Source organism: Pseudomonas sp. TMW22090, assembly GCF_022496665.1.
Taxonomy (GTDB): Bacteria; Pseudomonadota; Gammaproteobacteria; order Pseudomonadales; family Pseudomonadaceae; genus Aquipseudomonas; species Aquipseudomonas gregormendelii.
In genome coordinates this window covers 63097-87783 of the sequence record NZ_SCFH01000012.1, presented here as the reverse complement: position 1 = coordinate 87783, position 24687 = coordinate 63097, and the positions used below count along the sequence as shown (strand labels likewise).

Annotated in this window: 22 protein-coding genes and 1 pseudogene; 4 read left to right on the top strand and 19 right to left on the bottom strand. The window is 61.9% G+C overall.

What is annotated here, in order from left to right; genetic code table 11:
• Positions 1-143: 143 nt before the first annotated feature.
• The 7 genes and pseudogenes from EQV97_RS26820 to cbiE all read right to left on the bottom strand — a co-directional run bounded on the left by EQV97_RS26820 (position 144) and on the right by cbiE (position 4831).
• The gene (locus EQV97_RS26820; RefSeq protein ID WP_240890402.1) at positions 144-590 is read right to left on the bottom strand and encodes a DUF2946 domain-containing protein; all 447 of its coding nucleotides are present in this window, start codon (positions 588-590) and stop codon (positions 144-146) included.
• A gap of 20 nt (positions 591-610) precedes the next feature.
• Positions 611-1090: a copper chaperone PCu(A)C gene (locus EQV97_RS26815; RefSeq protein ID WP_240890401.1), complete on the bottom strand. Its 480-nt coding sequence runs from the start codon at positions 1088-1090 to the stop codon at positions 611-613.
• Between the two features lie 48 nt (positions 1091-1138).
• Entirely contained in the window at positions 1139-1537 is a 399-nt protein-coding gene (locus EQV97_RS26810; RefSeq protein WP_240890400.1) for a DUF2946 domain-containing protein, read from the bottom strand.
• 94 nt (positions 1538-1631) lie between these two features.
• Positions 1632-1739: pseudogene (locus tag EQV97_RS26805) on the bottom strand (transcriptional regulator); the annotation flags it as partial.
• Positions 1740-1816: 77 nt separating this feature from the next.
• Positions 1817-2533 carry a cobalt-precorrin-6A reductase gene (locus EQV97_RS26800; protein WP_240890399.1) on the bottom strand — a complete coding sequence of 239 codons (717 nt, stop codon included), beginning with the start codon at positions 2531-2533 and terminating at the stop codon, positions 1817-1819.
• Positions 2530-3627: a cobalt-precorrin-5B (C(1))-methyltransferase gene (locus tag EQV97_RS26795; protein WP_240890398.1), complete on the bottom strand. Its 1098-nt coding sequence runs from the start codon at positions 3625-3627 to the stop codon at positions 2530-2532. The genes EQV97_RS26800 and EQV97_RS26795 overlap by 4 nt, the downstream gene beginning before the upstream one ends.
• Positions 3620-4831 carry a precorrin-6y C5,15-methyltransferase (decarboxylating) subunit CbiE gene (gene cbiE, locus EQV97_RS26790; protein WP_122841609.1) on the bottom strand — a complete coding sequence of 404 codons (1212 nt, stop codon included), beginning with the start codon at positions 4829-4831 and terminating at the stop codon, positions 3620-3622. Before cbiE ends, EQV97_RS26795 begins: the two co-directional genes overlap by 8 nt.
• Positions 4832-5090: 259 nt before the next feature.
• Between cbiE and cobG the strand changes: the two genes are divergently transcribed.
• Genes cobG through cobJ form a run of 4 tightly spaced genes read left to right on the top strand, consistent with a single transcriptional unit; the run spans position 5091 to position 9466 of the window.
• Positions 5091-6410, top strand: a complete 1320-nt coding sequence (cobG, locus tag EQV97_RS26785; protein ID WP_122841610.1) for a precorrin-3B synthase — start codon at positions 5091-5093, stop codon at positions 6408-6410.
• Positions 6403-7029 (top strand): precorrin-8X methylmutase, encoded by a 627-nt coding sequence (locus tag EQV97_RS26780; protein WP_122841611.1) that lies wholly within the window; start codon positions 6403-6405, stop codon positions 7027-7029. The genes cobG and EQV97_RS26780 overlap by 8 nt, the downstream gene beginning before the upstream one ends.
• Positions 7029-7760: a precorrin-2 C(20)-methyltransferase gene (locus EQV97_RS26775; RefSeq protein WP_225569409.1), complete on the top strand. Its 732-nt coding sequence runs from the start codon at positions 7029-7031 to the stop codon at positions 7758-7760. The genes EQV97_RS26780 and EQV97_RS26775 overlap by 1 nt, the downstream gene beginning before the upstream one ends.
• Positions 7760-9466, top strand: coding sequence for a precorrin-3B C(17)-methyltransferase (cobJ, locus tag EQV97_RS26770; RefSeq protein WP_122841612.1), 1707 nt, complete (start codon positions 7760-7762; stop codon positions 9464-9466). Before EQV97_RS26775 ends, cobJ begins: the two co-directional genes overlap by 1 nt.
• 26 nt (positions 9467-9492) lie before the next feature.
• On the opposite strand, the gene EQV97_RS26765 is transcribed toward cobJ, so the two are convergent.
• From EQV97_RS26765 to EQV97_RS26710, 12 genes are all read right to left on the bottom strand, one after another.
• Entirely contained in the window at positions 9493-10089 is a 597-nt protein-coding gene (locus EQV97_RS26765) for a MarC family protein (RefSeq protein WP_122841613.1), read from the bottom strand.
• Positions 10090-10153: 64 nt separating this feature from the next.
• A complete protein-coding gene (locus tag EQV97_RS26760) occupies positions 10154-12931 on the bottom strand; it encodes a hybrid sensor histidine kinase/response regulator (RefSeq protein ID WP_122841614.1) in 2778 nt (925 codons plus the stop codon).
• Between the two features lie 99 nt (positions 12932-13030).
• Complete coding sequence (gene purD / locus EQV97_RS26755) at positions 13031-14326, bottom strand: phosphoribosylamine--glycine ligase (RefSeq protein WP_122841615.1); 1296 nt, start codon at positions 14324-14326, stop codon at positions 13031-13033.
• Positions 14327-14494: 168 nt separating this feature from the next.
• Positions 14495-16102 (bottom strand): bifunctional phosphoribosylaminoimidazolecarboxamide formyltransferase/IMP cyclohydrolase, encoded by a 1608-nt coding sequence (gene purH, locus EQV97_RS26750; RefSeq protein ID WP_225569380.1) that lies wholly within the window; start codon positions 16100-16102, stop codon positions 14495-14497.
• 81 nt (positions 16103-16183) lie between these two features.
• On the bottom strand, positions 16184-16504 hold the full coding sequence (gene fis, locus EQV97_RS26745; protein ID WP_007907419.1) for a DNA-binding transcriptional regulator Fis: 321 nt from the start codon (positions 16502-16504) through the stop codon (positions 16184-16186).
• Positions 16501-17511 carry a tRNA dihydrouridine synthase DusB gene (gene dusB / locus EQV97_RS26740; RefSeq protein ID WP_045060335.1) on the bottom strand — a complete coding sequence of 337 codons (1011 nt, stop codon included), beginning with the start codon at positions 17509-17511 and terminating at the stop codon, positions 16501-16503. The genes fis and dusB overlap by 4 nt, the downstream gene beginning before the upstream one ends.
• Positions 17512-17696: 185 nt before the next feature.
• Positions 17697-18917 (bottom strand): DUF3426 domain-containing protein, encoded by a 1221-nt coding sequence (locus EQV97_RS26735; RefSeq protein WP_122841617.1) that lies wholly within the window; start codon positions 18915-18917, stop codon positions 17697-17699.
• A gap of 30 nt (positions 18918-18947) precedes the next feature.
• The gene (gene prmA, locus EQV97_RS26730) at positions 18948-19826 is read right to left on the bottom strand and encodes a 50S ribosomal protein L11 methyltransferase (RefSeq protein ID WP_240890397.1); all 879 of its coding nucleotides are present in this window, start codon (positions 19824-19826) and stop codon (positions 18948-18950) included.
• 271 nt (positions 19827-20097) lie between these two features.
• Complete coding sequence (gene accC, locus EQV97_RS26725; protein WP_045060332.1) at positions 20098-21456, bottom strand: acetyl-CoA carboxylase biotin carboxylase subunit; 1359 nt, start codon at positions 21454-21456, stop codon at positions 20098-20100.
• Between the two features lie 17 nt (positions 21457-21473).
• Positions 21474-21932 (bottom strand): acetyl-CoA carboxylase biotin carboxyl carrier protein, encoded by a 459-nt coding sequence (gene accB / locus EQV97_RS26720; protein ID WP_045060331.1) that lies wholly within the window; start codon positions 21930-21932, stop codon positions 21474-21476.
• Positions 21933-21980: 48 nt separating this feature from the next.
• Entirely contained in the window at positions 21981-22433 is a 453-nt protein-coding gene (gene aroQ / locus EQV97_RS26715) for a type II 3-dehydroquinate dehydratase (protein WP_045060330.1), read from the bottom strand.
• A gap of 269 nt (positions 22434-22702) precedes the next feature.
• Positions 22703-24649: a methyl-accepting chemotaxis protein gene (locus tag EQV97_RS26710; RefSeq protein ID WP_122841620.1), complete on the bottom strand. Its 1947-nt coding sequence runs from the start codon at positions 24647-24649 to the stop codon at positions 22703-22705.
• Positions 24650-24687: the final 38 nt, after the last annotated feature.

Genomic DNA, 24687 nt, shown 5'->3' with positions numbered 1-24687 from the left:
GCTCGAATCAACTGTGGGAGCAGGCGTGCTCGCGAAGAGGAATGTCAGCCACATGGATGTCATCTGGCACAACGCTTTCGCGAGCCGCCCCGCTCCCACAGGCGCCTTTGCTGTCCTATAGCCGTGTGGGTTTGGGCAGGTGTTTACGCGACGGAAGGGGGCGCGCGGGTGCGGGCGCCGGGGAAGAAGGTTGGCCGGGCATGGCCCAGGCGTGTGGCGGGTGTGGTGAAAGTGCTGGTCTTGGGGGTGTCAAAGGCCGCGAAAGAGTGGCCGCCCGTCAGTGCCGGGCAATTGAACAACAGGCTGCAGTAGCCGCATCGTTCCCACAGCGCGTGATGATCGGTTTTCGGCGGGCAATGCTCAGCGTCGACCTGCGCGCCATGTTCGGCGTGCTCCATCGTCGACATGTCCATGCTCATGCTCGTGGACATGTCCATGGACATCGGCGCGCGCTGATCCATCGGCATCGACTGGGAAATCAGCGGGCCGATAAAGATCATCAACATGGCGAACAGGCTGACCCAGCTGCCGCGAGTCAGGCGCAATGGCTGACGGCGGGTAGCTGGGGACCTGGCGCTAAGCGGGCGCATGGGCGTGCGGGCTCGGTCGTTTATTGGGCGTGGGCGTGCATTGGCGCGCCATCCGGCGCCTGCTTCTGCACTGTGACGTCGACCGTCACTTCACCGGACTTTTCAAAGTGCATCGTCAGCGGGAACTTCTGGCCGTCTCTCAACAGAGCGCGGTCTTTGAGGTCCAGCAGCATGACGTGATAGGCCATGGGGGCGAAGGTGACGACTCCCCCGGCCGGGATTGCCACGCTGGGGACCTGCTGCATTTTCATCAGGTCGCCTTGCTGCACGTGCTCATGCAATTGGGCGCTGCCGGCGATCGGCGAGTCGACGCTGACCAACCTGTCTGCGCTGTCGCCTTTGTTGGTGATCACGAAATACGCGGCCACGGTCGGTGCATTGGGTGGCAGCTCCATGGACCAGGGGTGGGCAACTTCAAGTTGCCCGGCCTTGTAATCGTGGGCATTGGCAAGGCAGGCAGGCAACAGCAAGGCGGCCAGGACGATGAGTTTGTTCAACATGGCGGTTCTCCGGAACGATTCAAAACGCAGGTCAATTGCGAGAAGGAATCACACCAGAGGGGACGCGCGGGGGTTCAAGGCAGGCCATTGCTGGCGAGGTGTGGGCGTATCCAGGATGCCGACTGCCAGGCTGTGATTGGCCTGGTACTGTGCGAAATACAGCTGCGGCTCATGCCCGGGCAATGCCACCAAGGGCGCAGACCCGGAGCAGCACCAGCAATGCTGCATGTTGGAATGATCGTCGCCTGAGGGGGCTTTCTGGTCGACGTCACCCAGGGAAATCGCCACCATCTTCGTGCCGCTGGAAGAGCAGAAACTGCCCCACAACAACTGATCGGCCGGCGATTTAGCCGACTGCGCCAGCGCCCCGCTCATCGGCATGGCGAGCATGTTGAACAGCACTGCAAAGCAGGCGATCCAGGCAATTGCGAGCCGTTGTCGGGACATGGGGAAATCCGGTGGATGGGCGATCAGGCGCGGCTATTTAGCCTGATCAGGGCCGATAAGTAAAAAGCCCGCCTGCGGTCTGGTGTCGCAGCAGTCAGGGCGCAGTGGCATGCAAGCGCAGGCCCAAGGCTTTCATAACCTTCATGATAGTCGCGAATTGCAGATTGCCAGCGTTGCTCAATGCCGAACTATAAGATTTGCGCGAGCGGCTGGATATACGGCTTTTTCCGAAAACCTGGTCGGCAAAATCACGAGTTTCGAAAGAGTGCAGGAGACATCCTAGGTTGACAGGGCCGCCAAGACCTGCATCACCGACTCAAACTCCCTGTCCACCACCGGCAACACCGGTCTTTTCAACACCAGCACCGGCACCCCACGCTCCCGCGCCACTTCCAGCTTCGGCTCGGTGGCGGTGCTGCCGCTGTTCTTGCTGATCAGCACGTCGATCTGCCGGCGCTCGAACAGTTGGCGTTCGTCGTCGATCAGGAAGGGCCCGCGGGCGCCGATCACTTCGCAGCGTTCGTTGCCGGGGTAGACGTCCAGTGCACGCAGCGTCCAGAACTGTTCGGGCGGGATTTCGTGCAGGTGTTGCAAAGGCTCGCGGCCGAGGGTGAACAGCGGGCGTCTGAAGGGTTGCAGGGCGCTGATCAGGTCTGCCCAGTCGTTCACTTCTCGCCAGTCATCACCGGCCTGGGCCTGCCAGACCGGGCGCCTGAGGGCCCAGCAGGGTATGCCGCTGATACGCGCAGCAGTGGCGGCGTTCTGGCTGATTTGGGCAGCGTAGGGGTGGGTGGCGTCCAGCAGCAGGTCGATGCCTTGATCGCCGATGAACTGCGCCAGGCCATCCGCACCGCCATAGCCACCGACGCGCACCTGGCAGGACAGATCCGTGGGCACGCGGCCTACGCCGGCCAGACTGTAAATGTGTTGCGGTGCCAGGGTTCGAGCAATGGCCAATGCTTCAGTGACGCCGCCCAGCAACAGGATGCGTTTCATTGGAAGGCTCCCGCGTGGCCGACCACGCCGCCCTGGCGGTCGATGGCGAACACTTCGACCTGCACCTGGGCCGGCACCACGCTGCGGGCAAACTCCAGTGCGTGCTGGCACACAAGATCACCGAGGGCGATCCCGGCTGAGCTGGCCATGGCCAGGGCTTGCTGGCTGGTATTGGCCTCGCGGATCGCCTGTTGCAACGCTTCGTCGGCGCCGATGGCGGCGGCCCAGTCTGCCAATTGCGCCAGGTCGATGCTTGAGTGCCGGCTGTGCAGGTCCATGTGTCCGGCGGCCAGCTTGCTGATTTTGCCAAACCCACCGCACAGGCTCAGTTTATCCACAGGCACCCGGCGCAGGTGCTTGAGCACAGCACCGACGAAGTCGCCCATTTCGATCAGGGCGATTTCCGGCAGGTCGTAGACCCGGCGCATGGTGTCTTCGCTGGCGTTGCCGGTGCACGCGGCAATGTGCAGGTAGCCGTTGGTCCTGGCGACGTCGATGCCCTGATGGATCGAGGCAATGTACGCGGCGCAGGAGAACGGCCGGACGATACCGCTGGTGCCGAGAATCGACAGCCCGCCGAGAATCCCCAGCCGCGGGTTCATGGTTTTTAATGCCAACGCCTCGCCGCCTTCGACATTGACCGTGACCTCGAACCCACCGCCATAACCCAATTCGGCGGCCAGTTGGGTCAGGTGATCGCTGATCATCTTGCGCGGCACCGGGTTGATTGCCGGCTCGCCCACACCCAGGACCAGCCCCGGGCGTGTCACGGTGCCAACGCCACGGCCAGCCCTGAAACGAACGCCTGGGGCGGCGTCCAGGCGCACCCCTGAATAGAGCAGGGCGCCGTGGGTGACGTCCGGATCGTCACCGGCATCCTTGATAGTGCCGGCCTCCGCGCCGTCTTCGGTCAAACGGCAGAACTCCAGGCGCATCTGCACCTGCTTGCCCTTGGGCAGCACAATATCCACAGCGTCCGCGCCCAGGCCGCCGAGCAACAACCGGGCGGCCGCGAGGCTGGTAGCGGTGGCGCAGCTGCCGGTGGTCAGGCCGCTGCGCAGGGGGGCGGGTTGCTCCGCAGTTTCATCACGCATGGAAGGGCTTGACCACGTCCAGCAGGGTAATGGGCAGCGCCTGACGCCAGGTGTCGAAGTCACCCAGGGGTTGCGCCTGGGCGATGTGAATTCGCGTGAGCTCGCCGCCGTGCTGCTCGCGCCACGCCATCAGGGTCGTTTCGCTCTGCAGCGTAACTGCATTGGCCACCAGGCGGCCGCCGGGCTTGAGCGCCGCCCAGCAGGCGTCCAGCACGCCTTCGCGGGTGACGCCGCCGCCGATGAAAATGGCGTCGGGGCGCTCAAGCCCATCCAGCGCCTGCGGCGCGCTGCCGCGAATCAGCTGCAAGCCGGGCACGCCGAGGGCTTCGCGATTATGTTCAATCAACAGTTGGCGCCCTGCGTCAGCCTCGACCGCCAGTGCGCGGCAACTCGGGTGCGCACGCATCCACTCGATCCCGATCGAACCACTGCCAGCGCCGACGTCCCACAGCAGTTCGCCCGGCACCGGCGCCAGGCGAGCGAGGGTGATCGCTCGCACGTCACGCTTGGTCAGCTGACCATCATGCTTGAAGGCGCTGTCCGGCAAACCGGCCAACCGCGACAGGCGCGGTGCATCGGCTGCTGCGAAGCATTCAATGGCAACCAGGTTGAGATCGGCGATGACCGGATTGTTCCAGTCATTGGCCACTGCGTTGATGCGGCGTTCGGCGTCACCGCCCAGGTGCTCAAGCACGCTCAGGCGACTCGGGCCGAACCCGCGCTCGCGCAACAACGCGGCAATGGCACCAGGGCTCTGGCCGTCATTGCTGAGTACCAGCAGGCGCGTGCCGTTGAACAGATGTGCGTTGAGCGCAGCGACCGGGCGGGCGACGACGGACAGGGTGACGACGTCCTGCAGTGCCCAGCCCATTCGCGCAGCGGCCAGGGAGCAAGAGGAAGGCGCCGGCAGGATCAGCATTTCGTCAGTGGACAGTTGCCGGGTGAGGCTGGCGCCGACGCCGAAGAACATCGGGTCGCCGCTGGCCAGTACGCAAACCGGTTCGCCGCGCAGGGCCAGCAGTGAATCCAGCGAGAACGGGCTCGGCCATTGACGACGTTCGCCGACGATACACAGGGGCAACAGTTCGAGCTGGCGCGGGCTGCCGAAGATCCGCGATGCAGACAGCAGGGCGCGTCGGGCATTCTTGCCAAGGCCCTTGAAGCCGTCTTCACCGATACCTACCACCGTCAGCCAAGGGGTCATGCCGTTCCTCTTTTTTCAAACAAAGCCACATCGTCACCGCAACCCGGGCCTGAGTTGCCCGTGCGGCCGTCCATTATAGCCCGGCGTAGCCTGTGACCGGTTGTCCTTATCAGTCGCCGGGATGAGGGCCTGGCTCTTCACTGTCGGTGTTTTTGCCACTCGAAAGCCCCTCGCGTTTCGTCGTCAAAACGTACGGGCTTTTCATCCTGCGGGGCAAAGCAGGCATAATGCCGAGCTTCATTCCCTTGCCGGCTAACCCGTGAAATCACGACCGACCTCCAGTCCCTTGCGTCCTTCGGCTTGCCCGGGATTGCTGCGTGTCGTCCAGGCGCTGGACGGCGGGATTTGCCGGATCAAACTCGATGGCGGTTCCATCCGCAGCGCTCAGGCCAAGGCGGTTGCCCAGGCCGCGCAGCGGTATGCCGATGGGGTCATGGAAGCGACCAACAGGGCCAATCTGCAGATCCGCGGCATTGGCGGGCAGGAAATCGCACTGATCGACAGCTTGCTGGCTGCCGGGTTGGGGCCTGCCACCGCCGCTGGCGACGACGTGCGCAATGTGATGCTCAGTCCTGGCGCCGGTATCGATCGAAAAATGCTGCTCGACACCCGTCCACTGGCCCGGCAAATACTCGACAGCCTGCAAACCCATGCACGCTTCCATGCGCTGTCGGCCAAGTTCGCCCTGCAACTGGACGGCGGTGAGGCGCTGGCCATGCTCGAGCATCCTCACGACCTGTGGCTGAGCGCGGCTGACCGGGCGGGAGAAGTGGTGCTGGCGTTCGGTTTTGCCGGCTGCCCCACAGACAGGCCGGCGGCCGCGGTACAGCTGCAGCACGCCCATGCGCTGGTGATCGCCGTCCTGGATCTGTTCCTTGAGCTTGCTCGGCCGGACCAGACCCGCATGCGCCATGTGCTGGCCGAACGGTCACCAGAGCTGTTGCTGCAGATGCTGGCCACTCGGGTGCCGCTACTGGGCGTGACTGAGTGGCAGCGCCCGGCGGCGAGAGCGAAATTGCACCTTGGCACCGTTGCCCAGCGCCATGATGGCCTTGTGTATGTTGGCGTTGCACCGCCCCTCGGGCGGCTGGATCCGTCGATGCTCAAGGGCGCCGCGGACCTGGCTGAGCAGTTCGGCGACGCCAGCCTGCGCCTGACGCCCTGGCAAAGCCTGCTGCTGCCCAACATCCGCCAGGAGGATGCCCCCTGGGTCACCCGGCAATTGCAGGCCCTGGGTTTCCTGGTCGACGCCAATGAGCCGTTGACCGATCTGGTGGCCTGCACCGGTTCTTGCGGCTGCGCCAAAGGGTTGTCGGATACCAAGGGCGATGCCCGGCTGTTGGGTGCGCTGCAGCCAGGCCCGCGCGGGCAACAGGTTCACCTGACAGGTTGCCCACGCTCCTGCGCCTGCGCGCACCCTGCTCCCGTGACGCTGCTGGCGACCAGCGCGGGTCACTACGATGTTTATTTTCGCGATGCAGCACTGCCGGGTTTCGGCGCGCTGCAAGCACGCAACCTCACTATTGAAGCGGCGGGTGCATTGCTTGATGCCCGCCCACGGAGCCCCCTTGATGCTTGATTACATCCGCGACGGTCAGGAGATCTATCGCAACTCCTTCGCGATCATTCGCGCCGAGGCCAACCTCGACCGGATCCCGGCTGACCTGGAAAAACTCGCGGTTCGGGTGATCCACGCTTGCGGTATGGTCGAGGCCATTGACGGCCTGCAGTATTCCGAGGGTGCGGGCAAGGCGGGGCGTGAGGCTCTGATGGCCGGGGCGCCGATTCTCTGTGATGCGCGGATGGTGTCCGAAGGCGTGACGCGCGCGCGCTTGCCGGCCAACAATCAGGTGATCTGTACGTTGCGCGACGACAGCGTGCCAGAGCTGGCGCGTGAGTTGGGCAACACCCGTTCCGCTGCTGCGCTCGAGTTGTGGCGCCCGCATCTGGAAGGCAGCGTGGTCGTCATCGGTAACGCGCCGACGGCCTTGTTCTACTTGCTGGAAATGCTCGATGCCGGCGCGCCGAAACCGGCGCTGATTCTGGGCTTTCCGGTAGGTTTCGTGGGCGCAGCCGAATCCAAGGCAGCGCTTGCCGCCGACAGCCGAGGCGTACCGTTCGTGATCATGCAAGGGCGGCTGGGAGGCAGCGCCATGGCTGCCGCCGCCGTCAATGCCCTGGCTACGGAGATCGAATGATGCAGCCTTCTGGACGTTTGATTGGCCTGGGCGTCGGCCCTGGTGATCCGGAACTGATCACTGTCAAAGCCCTGCGCCTGTTACGTGAATCGCCTGTGGTCGCGTACTTCGTCGCCAAGGGCAAGAAGGGAAATGCGTTCGGTATCATTGAAGCGCACCTGCAGGATGCACAAACACTGCTGCCGCTGGTGTACCCGGTAACCACCGAAGCATTGCCGGCACCGTTGTCCTATGAGCAAGTGATCAGCGACTTCTACGACACCGCCGCGCAAGAGTTGGCCGCGCACCTGGATGCCGGGCGAGATGTGGCGGTGATCTGTGAAGGCGACCCGTTCTTCTACGGTTCGTACATGTACCTGCACGATCGCCTGGCCGAGCGCTACGAAGCCGAAGTGGTGCCGGGTGTCTGCTCGATGCTGGGAGGCGCGTCGGTACTCGGTGCCCCTCTGGTCTATCGAAATCAGAGCCTGTCGGTGTTATCCGGCGTGTTGCCCCGTGAAGATCTCAAGCGCCGCCTGGCCGACGCCGACGCGGCAGTGATCATGAAACTGGGGCGCAACTTTCCCAAGGTTCGTGAAGTACTGGGCGAGCTGGGCCTGGCAGAGCGGGCGCTGTACGTTGAGCGCGCCACCATGGCTAACCAGAAGATAGTACCGCTGGATCAGGTCGAGCCGATGTCTTCGCCGTACTTCTCATTGATCATCGTTCCGGGTGAAAGGTGGCAGGGCTGATGAGTCGATCCATTCCTGCAATCGTCATTCTAGGTAATGGCAGCCTCGCGACTGCACGCCTGATTCAGCGATCCCTGCCCGGCGCCCAGATCTACGGACTTTCCACAAGGGTCGAGGGCGCGGACGTCGTCTATCAGGAGTTCGGCGCTACCCTGCGCGAACTCTACACGACGAACACACCGATCATTGCGCTGTGCGCCGCCGGTATCGTGATCCGTACGCTGGCGCCGCTGCTCCTGGAAAAAGGCGTGGAACCGCCGGTACTGGCCGTGGCTGAAGACGCCAGCGCTGTGGTGCCGCTGTTGGGTGGCCTGGGCGGTGTTAACGTATTGGCCCGCGAAATTGCTGAAAGCCTGGGGATCGCGCCGGCCATCACTACCAGCGGCGAACTGCGCTTTGGCACCTGTTTGCTGAACCCGCCCAGCGGCTACGCCTTGGGCGATCTGGAGCTCGGTAAACGCTTTGTTTCCGATTTGCTCGGCGGTGAACCGGTTCGAATTGAAGGCGATGCGCCGTGGCTGGCGCAAGCGCAGTTGGCCCAGGATCAGCAGGCGCGTCTGGCCATTCATGTCGGGAGTACCGAGCGCGAGCCATCCGCCAATGAGCTGTTGATTTACCCCAAGAGCGTTCTGGTGCTGGTAAGCGAAGAGGTCGCGGACCTGGCCGATGCCATTCGCAAGCGCCTGCACAATGCGAATATTGCCGTGCAGTCGCTGGCCTGTTTGTTGGCCAGTGAACAGCAGATGGCCAGCCAGGCGCTTCGTGACGCCGCCGTCGAACTCAATGTGCCACTGCGGTTTTCCAGGGCGGGCACTGTAGGCGAGCAGTTGGCCGAGCTGCCGTCGCCACCGCTGACCGTTCATGGGGATGCCGGAATTACGATTGCCGTCGCCGAACACCCGTTGGACCCTTCGCGCATTGGTCGTGCACGGGGGCGCCTGGCCGTCATCGGGCTTGGCCCGGGCGCTGCGGATTTGATGGTGCCTGCAGTGAAGCTGGAATTGACCCGCGCCAATGATGTTCTGGGTTATGAAACCTATGTGCGCATGGCGGGGCCGTTCCGTGCCGATCAGGTGCTGCACTGCACCGACAACCGTGAGGAAATGCAGCGAGCGCGACATGCCTTTGAGTTGGCGGCGCAAGGTCGCAGCGTTGTCGTGGTGTCTTCCGGTGACCCAGGGGTATTTGCGATGGCCGCGGCGGTGCTTGAAGCGCTGCATGAATCCCGTGACCCCGCATGGCACAGCGTTGACCTGGAAATTCTTCCCGGCGTTTCAGCGTCATTGGCTACCGCTGCCCAGGCAGGTGCTCCGCTGGGGCATGACTTCTGTGTACTGTCGCTGTCGGACAATCTCAAACCATGGGAAATCATCGAGAAACGCCTGGCGCTGACCGCCCAAGCCGACCTGGCCATGGCGTTTTACAACCCGATTTCACGATCACGCCCCTGGCAGCTGGGGCGCGCCCTTGAGATCGTCGCGCAGTACCGCATTGCCGAGACGCCGGTCGTGCTGGGTCGGGATATCGGGCGGCCAGGTCAAACGTTGCGGGTGACTACCCTGGGGCAGTTGACTGCGGATCAGGTTGATATGCGAACAATGGTATTGATTGGTTCTTCGACGACTCGCGTGTTCCCTCGAGCCCAGGGTTTGTCATGGGTGTATACGCCGCGCAGTTACGGAGACAAGCTGGTCGAAATCAAGTAATCGCCAGGTTTTGAGGGGGCCTGTGTTCAGGGCACCAGGTACCCTCGGACCCCGGTAAAGATGATTTGCGCCGCCAGCGCACACACGAACAACCCCATCAAGCGGCTGACAATCTGCAGCCCCTGGTCGCCCAGGATTCTCTCGATGCGGCTCGACAGGAAAAGCACCACGCCCACAGTGAAACTGGCCAGCGCGATACTGACGATTGCCGTCAGCTTGTCATCCCAATGCGGCTGGCTCACGCCCATGACCAACAGCGCGCCGATAGTCCCGGGGCCGACCGTCAGGGGAATGGTGAGCGGGACGATGGTCACGTCCTGTTGCACGTTGTCAGTCTGCACCACTGATTTGCCCTGCGCCATGCCCAGTGCCGAGATGAACAGCACGCTGCCGGCGCCGATGCGGAAGGCGTCCACGGTGATCCCGAACACATCGAAAATCACCCGGCCGAACAAGTACAGCAGCACACTCGAAACCAGCGTGGCGGTCGCCACTTTCCAGGCCAGGCGACGTTGTTCTTTTCGCGAGTAGCCGCGCGTCAGGCTGATAAAGCAGGACAGTACGAAGAACGGGCTGTAGAGCACCAGCATCTTCAGGTACACACTGAACAACACGTGGAGCATGGTGCGAGCTCACTGCAGGGAAAAGTCGAAGGGAAGTCTAACAGGCGTTGCAGTGTCTGTCGGCTCAGGTGGTTTGCGTCGCCGCGCGGTTCTGTTCATCTCGCTGGGCGACCCAGTGCTCGATCAGTTCGCGCAATTGGGAGAGCTCCACCGGCTTGGCCATGTGTCCATCCATGCCGGCCTGGCGCGCTCGCTCCTTGTGTTCGGCCAGTATGTGCGCCGTCAGGGCGACCACAGGGGTGCGCACGCGTTGGTTGCCGACCTCCCAGGCGCGTAGTTGCTGGGTGGCGGAGAAGCCGTCGAGAATCGGCATTTCGCAGTCCATCAGCACCAGGTCATATCGCTGGGCCTTCATGGCCTGAAGCGCTTCTTCGCCATTGCTGGCGGTGTCGGGCTGCAGATTGAGTTTGCCCAGCATTCCGCGAATCACCTTGGTGGAAATGCTGTTGTCCTCGGCCACCAGGATACGGAAATCCCCCGGCACCTTGACCGGCAGGGTCGGCCCCGTTGGTAACGGGTAGGGGGTCGCCAGGCCTTTGTTACGCTGGTTCAGTTCGTCGGCCAGGGTGGTCTTGAGCGTATAGCCGGCTACCGGCTTGGCGAGGATGCGCTTGATCCCGGAATTGCGCGCGATGATCTTGCTGGGCGCGTTGCTGATGCCGGTCAGCATGATCAGCAGGATGTCGTGGTTGAGGCTCGGGTCTTCCTTGATCTTTGCCGCCAGTTGCATGCCGGTCATGCCAGGCATGTTCTGGTCCAGCAGCACTACATCGAAATAATCCCGCAGGTGCGCCTTGGTGCGCAACAGTGCCAGCGCTTCCTTGCCGGACGGCACCGCACTGACGTTCAGGCCCCAGGCGGTGCATTGTTGCACCAGGACCTTGCGGCACGTGTCGTTGTCGTCGACGACCAGCACCCGCGCACCCTGAAGAGGGCCATCGAGATCGGAGGTGGGGTGTTCGAGGCGATCTGGATCCAGCGGCAAGGTCAGCCACAAGGTGCTGCCCTGGCTGTTGCCGCTCTTGATGCCGAACTCGCCATGCATCAGCCGGATCAGTTGACGGGCAATCACCAGGCCCAGGTTGCCCCCCACCCGGTTGGCCGACAGGAAATGCTTGCTGTGGAGTTCGGCGTGCATCAGCGCGTCGCGCTCCTCGGCGTCCATCGGCTCGCCGCTGTCCTGCACGGCAATGCGCAACCGCGGTTTGGCGCTGCGTTCATCCAGGGCAACGACGATCAGGATTTCGCCTTCGTCGGTTTTTTTCAGGGCGTTTTCCAGCAAGCTCAGCAGGGTCTGGCGCAGGCGCGTCGGGTCACCGCTGATGACCCGCGGGACTTGCGGCTGGATAAAGCTGATCAGCTCGACGTTCTGTTGCTCGGCCTTGGCGCGGAAGATGCTCAGGCAGTCCTCGATCAGCGCGTTGAGGTCGAACTGCACATCGTCCAGTTCAATCTGCCCGGATTCGAGTTTGGAGATGTCGAGAATTTCGTTGATCAGTGTGAGCAGTTCGTTGCCAGCACTGTGGATTGTCTGGACGTAGTCGCGTTGCTTGACTGAAAGCGGGGTGCCCAGCAGCAATTCGGTCATGCCCAGTACACCATTCATGGGCGTACGAATTTCGTGACTGATCTTGGCGAGGAATTCGGCCTTGGCATTGATCTCGGCATTGCTGGCCGCCAGGTCGCGGCTGATGCTGAAACGGCTTTCGGTGATGCTGCGCTGGCGCTCGCTCAGGGCGATGCTCATCAACAGGCCACTGAGGCAGATGAACGCCAGCAGCGTGGTGATAAGGCCCTGGGGTTCCACCAGTGTCAGCCCCAGCAATGCCGGGAGGATGATCAAGGTGCCGAGGTTGAACGCCACCATAGCCACCACGAAAAAGCGCGCCGGGCGATAGCCTTTTTGCAGGTGCCAGGCCCCGGCGAACAACATGCTGAGGCCGGCGAGGGCGACCAGCCCATAGGTGATGATATTCAGCGGCAGCGTGTTGACGAACAACAGCAACAGGCCGCAGGCGATGATGAACAGCATTTCGCCCTGTAGCAGTTTATTGAGCGGGTGCGAACCCAGGGGGGCAAAAAAGCGATAGGCAAACATCAGTCCGCAGGGCGCGGTCAGCAGCAGGGCCAGATACGCTCCAGGCGTCTGGATGGCGTGCCAGGCTGGCAACCAGGGGCCGGCAAGATTCAGCAGCAGGGCCAGGCTCAGCATCAACAAGGCCTCGCACCCGGCCAGCCAGAGACTGCTGCGTGATCGCGTGTAGGCGTAACGGATGAGGTTGTGCAGGATCAGCATGCCGATGCAGCCGAACAGCAGGCCGTAGATCAGTGTCTGGGTCTGGTTGGCGGCGGTGCTGATCGCCGATTGCAGGGTGATGTAGGGGCGCATCTGGTGTTCGGAAACCAGGCGCAGGTAGACATCCAGGGTGTTATCGCTTTGTGGCAGCGGCAACAGGACATCACTGCCGGCCATTTGCCGCTCAGCGTGCGGCTGATCGGCACCGGCCTGGGTCTGATCGATGAGTTTGTCGCCGTCCAGCACGTAGAGCTTGAGGTTTTCGAGATCCGGCGCGAATACCTTCAACACCTGCTCGTGTTTGCCGGGGGCCAGCCTGAAGCGTAGCCAGAGCGCGCCACCGGGCTCGGCCGCCGTCAGGCGTTCAAGTTCGGTAGGGCTGAATTGATTGGTATAACGGGCGGAACGGATGTCGCTCAACTGCAGGTTGCCCTGCTCGTCGAGCAATACGGCCCAGCCACTGCCTTGCGCGGCCTGGGCCGGGAGCATGCAGAGCAAGGTCAGCAGCGTGACGGTGAGACTTACGGCAATCCTGAGCCAGCGCACGGCGAAATCCCTTCGTAGGTTGATGCCAGAATATAACTATGCGCGGCGCCGGAATAGTCCGGCAAGGGCTCGAGGCCCTTGCCCGACCGAATGGATCGACTATTCCTGATTTTCGCCACGCTCACGGGCAATGGCGCGGTAGCCAATGTCCTTGCGATAGAAGCAGCCTTCCCAATCGATTTTGCCTGCCAGCTGGTAAGCCTGCTGTTGAGCCGCATCGACACTGGCGCCCATGGCGGTCGCACAGAGCACTCGACCACCGGCGGTGACCACTTGTCCATCCTTGAGCGCGGTACCGGCGTGGAAGACCTTGCCTTCCAGTGCGGCAGCCGCGTCCAGGCCATTGATGGCCACGCCTTTGGCGTAATCACCAGGATAGCCGCCCGCTGCCAGCACGATGCCGACGCTCGGACGTGGATCCCACTGTGCTTCGACCTTGTCCAGCGCTTGCGCCAGGGCGGCTTCGACCAGCAACACCAGGCTCGACTGCAGGCGCAGCATGACCGGCTGGGTCTCAGGGTCGCCGAAACGGCAGTTGAATTCGATGACTTTAGGGTTGCCGGCTTTGTCTATCATCAGGCCGGCGTACAGGAAGCCCGTGTAAACGTTGCCTTCATCGGCCATGCCGCGAACGGTCGGCCAGATCACCAAGTCCATTACGCGTTGGTGCACTTCGCTGGTGACCACCGGGGCAGGGGAGTAGGCACCCATGCCGCCTGTGTTCGGGCCGGTATCGCCATCGCCGACGCGTTTGTGGTCCTGGCTGGTGGCCATTGGCAGTACGTTCTTGCCGTCAACCATGACGATGAAGCTGGCTTCTTCACCATCCAGGAACTCTTCGATGACTACGCGGGAGCCAGCGTCGCCGAAGGCATTGCCGGCGAGCATATCGCGTACGGCGTCTTCGGCTTCGGCCAGGGTCATGGCGACGATCACGCCTTTACCGGCCGCCAGGCCGTCGGCCTTGATGACGATCGGCGCACCTTTTTCACGCAGGTAAGCCAGGGCAGGCTCGATCTCGGTGAAGTTCTGATAGTCGGCTGTCGGGATCTTGTGGCGAGCCAGGAAGTCCTTGGTGAACGCCTTGGAGCCTTCCAGCTGGGCTGCGCCAGCGGTCGGGCCGAAGCAGTCGAGGCCACGTGTGCGGAACAGGTCGACCACACCGGCCACCAGTGGCACTTCCGGGCCGACGATAGTCAGTGAGACATTTTTCTCGGCGAAGTCGGCAAGCTGTTCAAGGGCCAGCACATCGATCGCAACGTTTTCGCACTTGGCTTCAATAGCGGTGCCGGCGTTGCCAGGCGCAACAAAAACTTTCTCCACACGTGGATCCTGAGCCACTTTCCAGGCCAGGGCGTGTTCACGGCCACCGCTGCCAATGATCAAAACATTCATTTCAAAAACCTCAAATTCTGTGGGGCGCTGCAAAACCCCTGCGTAGAAACCGTGTAGGAGCTGCCGAAGGCTGCGATCTTTTGATCTTGATCTTTAACGAATCAAAAGATCGCAGCCTCGTTTCACTCGACAGCTCCTACAGAGTTCCCATACAGGAGGAGCGGTGTATCAGTGACGGAAGTGGCGCATGCCGGTGAACACCATGGCGATGCCGGCTTCATCAGCGGCGGCAATCACTTCTGCGTCGCGCATCGAGCCGCCTGGCTGGATCACCGCAGTGACACCGGCCTTGGCCGCATTGTCCAGGCCATCGCGGAACGGGAAGAACGCGTCCGATGCCATCACCGAACCCTGCACCTGCAAACCAGCGTGTTCAGCCTTGATCGCGGCGATTCGCGCGGAGTTCACCCGGCTCATCTGGCCAGCGCCGACGCCGATGGTCTGGCGGTTCTTGGCGTAGACAATGGCGTTGGATTTAACGTACTTGGCGACTTTCCAGGCGAAGATCAGGTCGTTGATTTCCTGTTCGGTCGGTGCGCGCTTGGTCACCACTTTCAGGTCTTCGCTGCCGATCATGCCGATGTCACGGCTCTGCACCAGCAGGCCGCCATTGACGCGCTTGTAATCCCACGCAGCAGCGCGATCGGCCGACCACTCGCCACAGGCCAGCAGGCGCACGTTGGCTTTGGCGGCGACGATGGCGCGAGCTTCTTCACTGACGGACGGGGCAATGATCACTTCGACGAACTGACGCTCGACGATGGCCTTGGCCGTTTCAGCATCCAGTTCGCGGTTGAAGGCAATGATGCCGCCGAACGCAGACTCGGTATCAGTGGCATAGGCCAGCTCGTAGGCCTGGCGGATACCGCCTTCGGCGTCAGGGCTTACGGCCACGCCGCACGGGTTGGCGTGCTTGACGATCACACAGGCTGGTTTGACGAAGCTCTTCACGCATTCCAGCGCGGCGTCGGTGTCCGCCACGTTGTTGTACGACAGCTCTTTACCTTGCAGTTGGGTCGCGGTGGCGATGCCGACTTCGGCAGGCTTGGCTTCCACGTAGAACGCCGCGCTCTGGTGCGGGTTCTCGCCGTAGCGCATTTCCTGGGCCTTGACGAACTGGCTGTTGAAAGTGCGCGGGAATTCGCTGCGACCTTCAGTGCCCAGCGTATCGGCAGCCTGGTTCACGGTGCCCATGTAGTTGGCGATCATGCCGTCATAGGCGGCCGTATGTTCGAAGGCCTTGAGCATCAGGTCGAAACGCTGGGCGTAGGTCAGGCCGCCGGCCTTGAGACCTTGGAGCACGCTGGCGTAGTCGCTGGCATTCACCACGATCGCTACGTCTTTGTGGTTTTTTGCCGCAGAGCGGACCATGGTCGGGCCGCCGATGTCGATGTTTTCGATCGCGGTCGGCAGGTCGCAGCCTGGCTTGTTGATGGTGGCTTCGAACGGGTACAGGTTGACGGCTACCAGATCGATCGGCTTGATGCCGTGCTCGTTCATGATGGCGTCATCGATGCCGCGACGACCGAGGATCCCGCCGTGGATTTTCGGGTGCAGGGTTTTCACCCGACCGTCCATCATTTCTGCGAAACCGGTGTAATCCGCGACTTCCACTGCGGCAACGCCATTGTCGCGCAGCAGCTTGAACGTTCCGCCGGTGGAGAGGATCTCGACGCCCAGGGCTTCAAGCTCCTTGGCGAATTCGAGGATCCCGGTCTTGTCGGAAACGCTGATCAAGGCGCGGCGGATCGGCAGGCGGGTAGTCTGGTCGGTCATCTCAATTTCCATCAAAAGCAAAGGAGTCAGCAAAAAAGGCGACCGTTTTTACGCGGGCGCCTTTCTGGTTTGATTGAATGCTTACAGCAAATCGTACTGCTTGAGTTTCTTGCGCAGCGTGCCCCGGTTCAGTCCGAGCAGTTCGCTGGCCTTGGTCTGGTTGCCCTTGACGTAATTCATCACGCACTCGAGCAGGGGAGCCTCGACTTCGGAGAGCACCAGGTTGTACACATCCGTGACGGCAGCGCCCTCAAGGTGGGCGAAATAATTGTGCAGCGCCTTCTCGACACTCCCGCGAAGGGTCTGGCCTTCTTCGCTAGGCGTATTGAGGTGCTGTTTCAAATTCACGTTGTCGCTCACGGGTGTTGTTCCACTCACTAAAGTCTCGGTCATCATCGTCATGCGGCCACCCCTTCTCCGTCCCCTGTCAGGCTCTTGTAACGTTCGGCGAAGAAGCCCTGAACGTTGGCGCATTGTGCTTCCGTATCTTCCAAACGATTGAAGTGGGCGCGAAACTCCCTGGCGCCCGGCAAGGTTGCGAGATACCAGCCCACATGCTTGCGAGCAATGCGCACACCCATGACGTCTCCATAGAAAACGTGCAGCGCGGCCAAATGCTCTAGCAGTATGCGTTCCACCTCGATCAGTTCCAGCGCCGGAAGTTTTTCACCGGTGCGCAGGTAATGATCGATCTCGCGAAAAATCCATGGTCGCCCTTGGGCAGCCCGCCCTACCAGCAGGCCATCGGCACCGGTGGCATCGAGCACATACCGGGCCTTTTCCGGCGAATCGATATCGCCGTTGGCAAACACCGGGATCGACACCGCCTGCTTGATCGCGGCAATGGTGTCGTACTCGGCTTCACCGGTGTACAGGTCGGCACGGGTGCGGCCATGCACCGCCAGCGCCGTGATGCCTGCCTGCTCGGCGATTTTCGCCACCGTCAGGCCGTTCTTGTTGTCCCGGTCCCAGCCGGTCCGGATCTTCAGGGTGACCGGCACATCGACTGCGGCCACGACGGCCCGCAGGATCTCGGTCACCAATGCTTCATCCTTCAACAGTGCGGAGCCGGCGGCCTTGTTACAGACCTTCTTGGCCGGGCAGCCCATGTTGATGTCAATAATCTGTGCACCCAGTTCGACGTTGGCCCGTGCCGCATCTGCCAGCATCTGCGCATCGCCACCGGCGATCTGTACCGAGCGGGGCTCGGGATCACCTTCGTGGATCATGCGCATGCGGGACTTGCGGGTGTTCCACAAGCTCATGTCGCTGGTGACCATTTCTGAAACTACCAGCCCGGCGCCCAGTCGCTTGCACAGCTGACGAAAGGGTTGGTCTGTGACGCCCGCCATGGGGGCGAGAATCAAGCCGTTGTGCAATGTATATGGACCGATGCGTACCGCCGACATAGGACTTCCCTGTTGTGGGGCCGGATCATGAGAGTTCGAAAAAGGGTTGGCATGATACCCGCTCTCGATGACTGGATAAAGGCTGAATTGAACAAAATCTGAACAGTTATTCTGTTATCGCCAGCGGTTTGGTCCAGGCACGCTCAGTCAGAAATCCGTCGTCAATCGCGGATCAGTGAAGCGTTTCACTCGGGCGAATGAAAACTCAGGCTGTAGTTCACCGCTTTGGAGCCCGGATCGAGGATATCCAGCGCGATGTGGATGGGCGTCTGCGGCGGCATTTCTGCCATGCCTTCGAGATCGCCATTGAGGTACTCGCCGGGTTTGAACTGACGCCTGGCGATCAGGTGACCGTTGAGGTCGGCAAAACGCAGCTCCAGCAGGGGAAACGGCTGGGAGAACGGCGCGCGATTGTAGATGATCGCATCGACCACCAGGGCACCGCTGAATTCCGGGTGGCTGCGTACGACCAGATTGCTGCTCTTGATTTTCGCGATGTCGACCTTGGACGGCACGGTGCAACCAATTTGCGGGCACAGCTGCTGGAACCAGGGACGGTACTGGTCCTGACGCGCGAGTTCTTCGAAATGATAGGCAACGTATTGGCCGCCCAGCGCGAGGGCGGCGAGCGCCACCAGCAGTATCCAGATCAAACGGCGGCCCCAGGGGGAACGACGTTTTTGCCAGTCCAGTTGCAGCGGGTCGTCGGTCAGGTCCTGCAGCACCTCGGCGCGCACTGCCGGTTCGCCGCGCTTTTTACGCAACGGCTCGATCGAAGGCAGGTCGTCATCCAGGTCATCCACCGCGGACAGGGACAGGCGTTCGGGCGCGGGTGGCGGCTCCAGCACCAGTTCCTGGCGCACCAGGGGAGGGCGCGGCTCATCGTCGAGCTCGACCAGCTCCAGGGTCAGCGAGGGTTCGGTACGGGCCGGCTTGAGCGGGGTGAAGGGCACCGCAGCCTCTTCGTCGACCTGGCTGGCCTGTGCCCGCTCGGCCGCCGATTCGCTGTACAGGCTGTCGGCCCAGGGGGCTTGCTCATGATCGGCGCTGTCGCGTCGCGCACTCAGTGAATCTTCGCGGTGCCGACCGAATTCGGTGGTCGGCTGGATCTCCCGCTGCTCCAGGCGCGCAAGTTCTTCGTCGAGGTCCATGCTGTCCAGGTCCAGCTCGGCGGCCGTCCATTGCTTCAGGCTGATGGCCCGTTGCTCTGGCGGCTCGACGATGACTGGGGACGGGGTGGCAACAGGCTCCTTGCCGGCGTGTTGCTCCAGCAGCTGCTTGGCGGCATTAAAAACCTGCAGGCATGACCCGCAACGAACCACTCCACGGGCCACGCTCAACTGGGCATGGCTGACGCGGAAGCTCTTTTGGCAATGGGGACACTGGGTGACGAAGCTGTCGGTCATGCGGCGATCCGATGAATGCAGGCGCCCATTCTAGCGCCGACGGCCAGTGATGCGCACCCAGCCATCGCGATTGGCGATCGGGTCCAGGTCGAAGTCCTGGGCGTAGGCCCTGGCGACGTCTTCGCCCTGCTCGGCGAGGATGCCGGACAGGGCCAGGCGGCCACCCGGCTTGACCAGGCTGGACAGTTGCGGCGCCAGGGAAACCAGCGGCCCCGCGAGGATATTGGCGACCAATACGTCGGCCTTCACCTGCGGCAGATCTTCTGGCAGATACAACGGGAACAACGCTTCGGCAATGTTGTTGCGCCCCGCATTGTCCCGGGAAGCTTCCAGCGCCTGCACGTCGATGTCAGTGCCTACGGCTTCCCTGGCGCCCAGCAACAGGGCGGCGATCGCCAGGATGCCCGAGCCGCAACCGAAGTCGAGCACGTTGCAATCCTTCAGGTCCTGACCATCGAGCCACTCCAGGCACAGTGCGGTAGTCGGGTGTGTGCCGGTGCCAAACGCCAGGCCCGGATCCAGCAACAGGTTCACCGCGTCAGGCTCGGGTGCGGCGTGCCAGCTCGGGACAATCCACAGGCGCTGGCCAAAACACATCGGCTGGAAACCGTCCATCCAGCTGCGCTCCCAGTCCTGGTCTTCGATGACTTCGCTGTGATGCTCGGGCAATGGGCTGCCGGTCAGCAATTCAAGATGCGCCAGCACGCTGGCCGCTTCAGTGCCGCCTTCGAACAGGGCCAGCAGGTGCGTGTGCGACCACAGTGGCGTGGTATTGAGTTCCGGTTCGAAGATCGGCTGATCTTCAGCGTCCATGAAGGTCACCGACACGGCGCCCACTTCAAGGAAAGCGTCTTCGTAGGTTTCGGCTTGTTCTGGGCTGATGGCGAGACGGACTTGCAGCCAAGGCATGGCGGGCACCTTTGAAAAATATTGATTGCAGCCTAGCGGGCTGCGAGAAGCGCGCAAGTTTACGCGAGCGCGGAGGGTTTGTGGGAGTCCACTGCACCTGTGGGAGCGGGCTTGCCCGCGAAAGCGTCCGAACTCTCACATTGATGTTGGATGTGCCGACGCCTTCGCGGGCAAGCCCGCTCCCACAGGGATTGTGCACGATGGCAAATTTGATGAGGTGTCCAGAAACAACAAAGCCGCCCGAAGGCGGCTTTGTCGATCAGGCTAAAGCTTAGTGTTTGTCGCCAGCCAGCTTGTGTTCCAGGTAGTGGATGTTGATTCCACCTTTGCAGAAGCCTTCGTCGCGGACCAGGTCGCGGTGCAGCGGGATGTTGGTCTTGATCCCGTCGACCACGATTTCATCCAGCGCATTGCGCATGCGCGCCAGGGCTTCGTCACGGGTTGCGCCGTAGGTGATCAGCTTGCCGATCAACGAATCATAGTTCGGCGGAACGGCATAACCACTGTACAGGTGCGAATCGACGCGAACGCCGTTGCCGCCTGGAGCGTGGAAGTGCTTGACCGTGCCTGGGCTTGGCATGAAGGTTTTCGGGTCTTCGGCGTTGATCCGGCATTCAAGTGCGTGACCGCGGATGACGACATCTTCCTGGGTGTAGGACAGCTTGTTGCCAGCGGCGATGCTGAGCATCTCCTTGACGATGTCGATGCCAGTGACCATTTCGGTAACCGGGTGCTCGACCTGAACGCGGGTGTTCATTTCGATGAAATAGAACGCGCCGTTCTCGTACAGGAACTCGAAGGTGCCCGCGCCACGGTAGTTGATGTCGATGCAGGCTTTAACGCAGCGTGCGAGGACTTCCTGGCGAGCTTTCTCGTCGATGCCCGGTGCCGGTGCTTCTTCGAGAACCTTCTGGTGACGACGTTGCAGCGAGCAGTCGCGGTCGCCCAGATGGATGGCGTGGCCCTGGCCATCGGAAAGCACCTGAACTTCCACGTGACGTGGGTTGGTCAGGAATTTTTCCAGGTAGACCATCGGGTTGCCGAACGCCGCGCCAGCTTCGGAGCGGGTCAGTTTCGCCGAGGAGATCAGGTCTTCCTCTTTATGCACAACGCGCATGCCGCGACCACCACCGCCGCCAGCGGCCTTGATGATCACCGGGTAACCGACTTCGCGACCGATGCGCAGCGCGGTTTCTTCGTCTTCCGGCAGCGGGCCGTCAGAACCCGGAACGGTTGGAACGCCAGCAGCGATCATCGCGTGCTTGGCCGATACCTTGTCGCCCATCAGGCGAATGGTGTCGGCTTTCGGACCGATGAAGGCGAAGCCGGAGTTCTCGACCTGTTCAGCAAAATCAGCGTTTTCCGCGAGGAAACCGTAGCCTGGGTGGATGGCGGTAGCACCAGTCACTTCAGCGGCGGCGATGATGGCCGGAATGTGCAGGTAAGAATGGGCGGCCGACGCCGGACCGATGCAGACGGATTCGTCTGCCAGGCCCAGGTGCATCAGCTCCTTGTCCGCCTTGGAGTATACGGCGACAGTCTTGATGCCCATTTCCTTACAGGCACGCAGGATCCGCAGGGCAATCTCACCGCGGTTGGCGATCAGAACTTTTTCCAACTTCGCAGTCATCAAAGTTTCTCCGCGGTTCAAACGATGGTGAACAGCGGTTGGTCGTACTCAACCGGCTGGCCGTCTTCGACGAGGATGGATTCGATCACACCGCTGGTTTCAGCTTCGATGTGGTTCATCATCTTCATCGCTTCAACGATGCACAGGGTGTCGCCTTTCTTCACGGTCTGGCCGACTTCAACGAAGGACGGCGAGCTTGGCGAAGATTTGCGATAGAAAGTACCCACCATCGGCGAGCGGGCAACGGTGCCGTTCAGCACAGGTGCGGCTGCAGCAGCAGGCGCGGCGGCAACCGGGGCGGCAGCGGCAGGCGCTGGAGCCGGAGCGTGCATTGGAGCCGGTGCGTAGTACTGTTGAGCTGGAGTCTTGCTGTGGCGGCTGATACGTACGGACTCTTCGCCTTCCTTGATCTCGAGCTCGTCGATGCCGGACTCTTCCAGCAATTCGATCAGTTTCTTAACTTTACGGATATCCATGAATCATCAACTCCCAAGGGTCGGTCAGGGGCGCTTAACGCTTGTAGTTCAAGTCGTTGCCTGTGTTTCAAGCTGCTCTAGTGCGGCCTCCAGGGCCAGTCGATAACCGCTGGCGCCAAGGCCGCAGATCACTCCCACCGCTACGTCGGAGAAGTAAGAGTGATGGCGGAATGGTTCGCGTTTGTGCACGTTAGACAAATGCACTTCGATGAATGGGATGCTCACCGCCAGCAGCGCGTCACGTAAAGCGACACTTGTGTGCGTAAAAGCTGCTGGATTGATCAGGATGAAATCCACACCTTCGCTGCGGGCAGCGTGGATGCGGTCGATCAATTCATACTCGGCATTGCTCTGCAGGTGCAGCAAATGGTGGCCGGCTTCACGGGCACGGCGTTCCAGGTCCTGGTTGATCTGGGCCAGCGTCGTGGCGCCATAGGTGCCCGGTTCGCGGGTGCCGAGCAAGTTCAGGTTGGGTCCGTGCAGAACCAGAAAGGTTGCCATCTGCTGTTCCTTGTTATCCGAGTGCATTTGTCAGAACCCGGCGACTATGCCGCAAAGACTTTATGACTGTCCAGTTCTATGCAATAGCCAGCACGATGGCCGATGTTTGCGCGAAATATATGACCGCCCGATTGAATCCGGTCATTTGGGCCCGGTCGGCATGATGGGGTTGGCAGGTGTGCCGCCTTCGCGAGCAAGCCCGCTCCCACTGGGGCCTGCGTCGCGCATGGATCCAGTGTGGGAGCGGGCTTGCTCGCGAAGGCGTTCGATCAGACGCGAAACGCCTGTACCGCCGTGTGCAACCGTCCGCCCAGCACCAGCAAGTGTTCCCCTTGCTCACGGCCTTCACCAATTCGCACCAAATTATCCCCGCCCAGCTGGTGAATCCGCTCGCTGTGATCGCGAATCTCGCTGACCGCACCACTTTGCTGCGCAGTCACATCGGCAATGCGCACTGCAGTGTCGGAAATGGTCTGGATCGCATCGACGATTTTATCCAGTGCGCCGTCGGCCGCCTGGGCCTGGTTGGCGGTGGACTGCGCGTGCCCAACCTGGGCGCGCATGCCTTCGACCGATTGGCGTGCCGCCGTTTGCAGCCCGGCAATCAAGGTCTGGATCTGCGCCGTGGCACCGGCAGTGCGTTGTGCCAGCGAGCGAACTTCCTCTGCAACCACAGCAAACCCTCGACCCATTTCCCCGGCACGAGCCGCCTCGATGGCGGCGTTCAGGGCCAGCAGGTTGGTCTGGTCGGCGATCGAGCGGATGACCGTCAGTACCCCGCCGATCGTGGCCGACTCTTCGGCCAGATGTTCAATCATCTGCGCATTGCCTTGCACTTCGCCGACCAGGGCATGCAGGCCGGCAAGGCTCAGGCCGATGACTTTCTGTCCTTGCTCTACTGCCAGCCCCGCATGGCGACTGGCGTCGGCCGCCTGGCTGGCATCGCCGGCCACTTGCTGGATCGTAGCTTCCAGCTCTGCGAGAGAATCGCGGATCATCGCGGTGTCGCCAGCCTGATCCTCAGCGCCGCCGTGCAGGTCGTTGCTCAACTCGGCCAGGGTGCGACTGCTGCCGGCCACTTGCTCGGCGTTCAGGCGAATGGTTCCCACCAGGTCGACCAGGTAGGCTCGCAGGCGGTTGAGCGAGGCCTGGATGTCGTGCAATTCGCGGTTGGTCTTGCCCAGTTCGATGTCCCGGCTGAAATCGCCCTCGGCCCAGGTCGACAGGGCGGGTGCGAGGTTGGTCAGGGTGCGAGCCAGTCGCCGTTGCAGAGTGTCGATCAGCAGCGCGATCAGCAGGATCAGGCCGATCATCAACCCCTGCAGCAGTCTCACCTCACTCTGGATCTGCCCGTGTTGCGCGCGCACTGCCGGCTCCAGATCTGCGAGGGACTGCTGCACGGCGGTCATTTTCTGATGAGTCGCAGCGCTGAGCTCGCTGCGTTTTTCGATCTGTTCGCGGGTGCGGGCAAGTTCTGCGGGGTAGCGGGCCAACAGGCTGTTGAGTTCCCGTTTGAGTGCAATGCCGGCGTCTTCGGCGGCGGTCTTCTCAGTGCTTTCCAGGCCCATCATGGCGGCGAAATCATCGGTATTGGACTCGCTGCTGCTTGTCACGCCCAGCAACGGCAGGGCCTCCAGAATACTGGCCTGGGTACGGATATTGCTGACTTCTCGCTCCACCTCCGCAGCCAGTTCGCTGCGACCGCTGCTGACCAGTTTGTCCCGGGCCAACGACAGCTTGCCCACGTGCTGCGAGGCGTTGAGCAAGGGCTTGAGGTAGTCCGCGTTGGCACTGGCATATTGACTGAGCTGGTCAAGGTTTGCGCCCAACTCCCGTTCTGCCTGCAGCAGCAATGCCTGGGGGTCGCCTGCAAGCTTGCCGGCGGCGAGCAGTTCGGTTTTGCTGAACCCTTCAAGCTCCGCAAGGCTGGGGCGCACGGCGTCGGCCAAGGAGGGCGGCAGTTCATCGAGCTCGTGTTTGAGCTCATCGATCGCCTGGCCCGCACTGCTCAGGCGCAGGGCATCACCGCTGACGAGGTAATCCTGCACGTTGCCCGCCACCTGCCGCTGAAACTGCTGAGACAGGCTCAGGTAACGCTCCATCAGCAGATAGGGGCGTTCGAGGGCTTTTTGCGACCACCATAGGGTCGCGCCAAGCGCAGCGCACACGGCGATTAAAAGGACGGTGTTGAGATTGGTCAGCAGCTTAAGGCGCATTGCGGGACTACCAACGGCAGAATGGTAAGCGCCCGAAG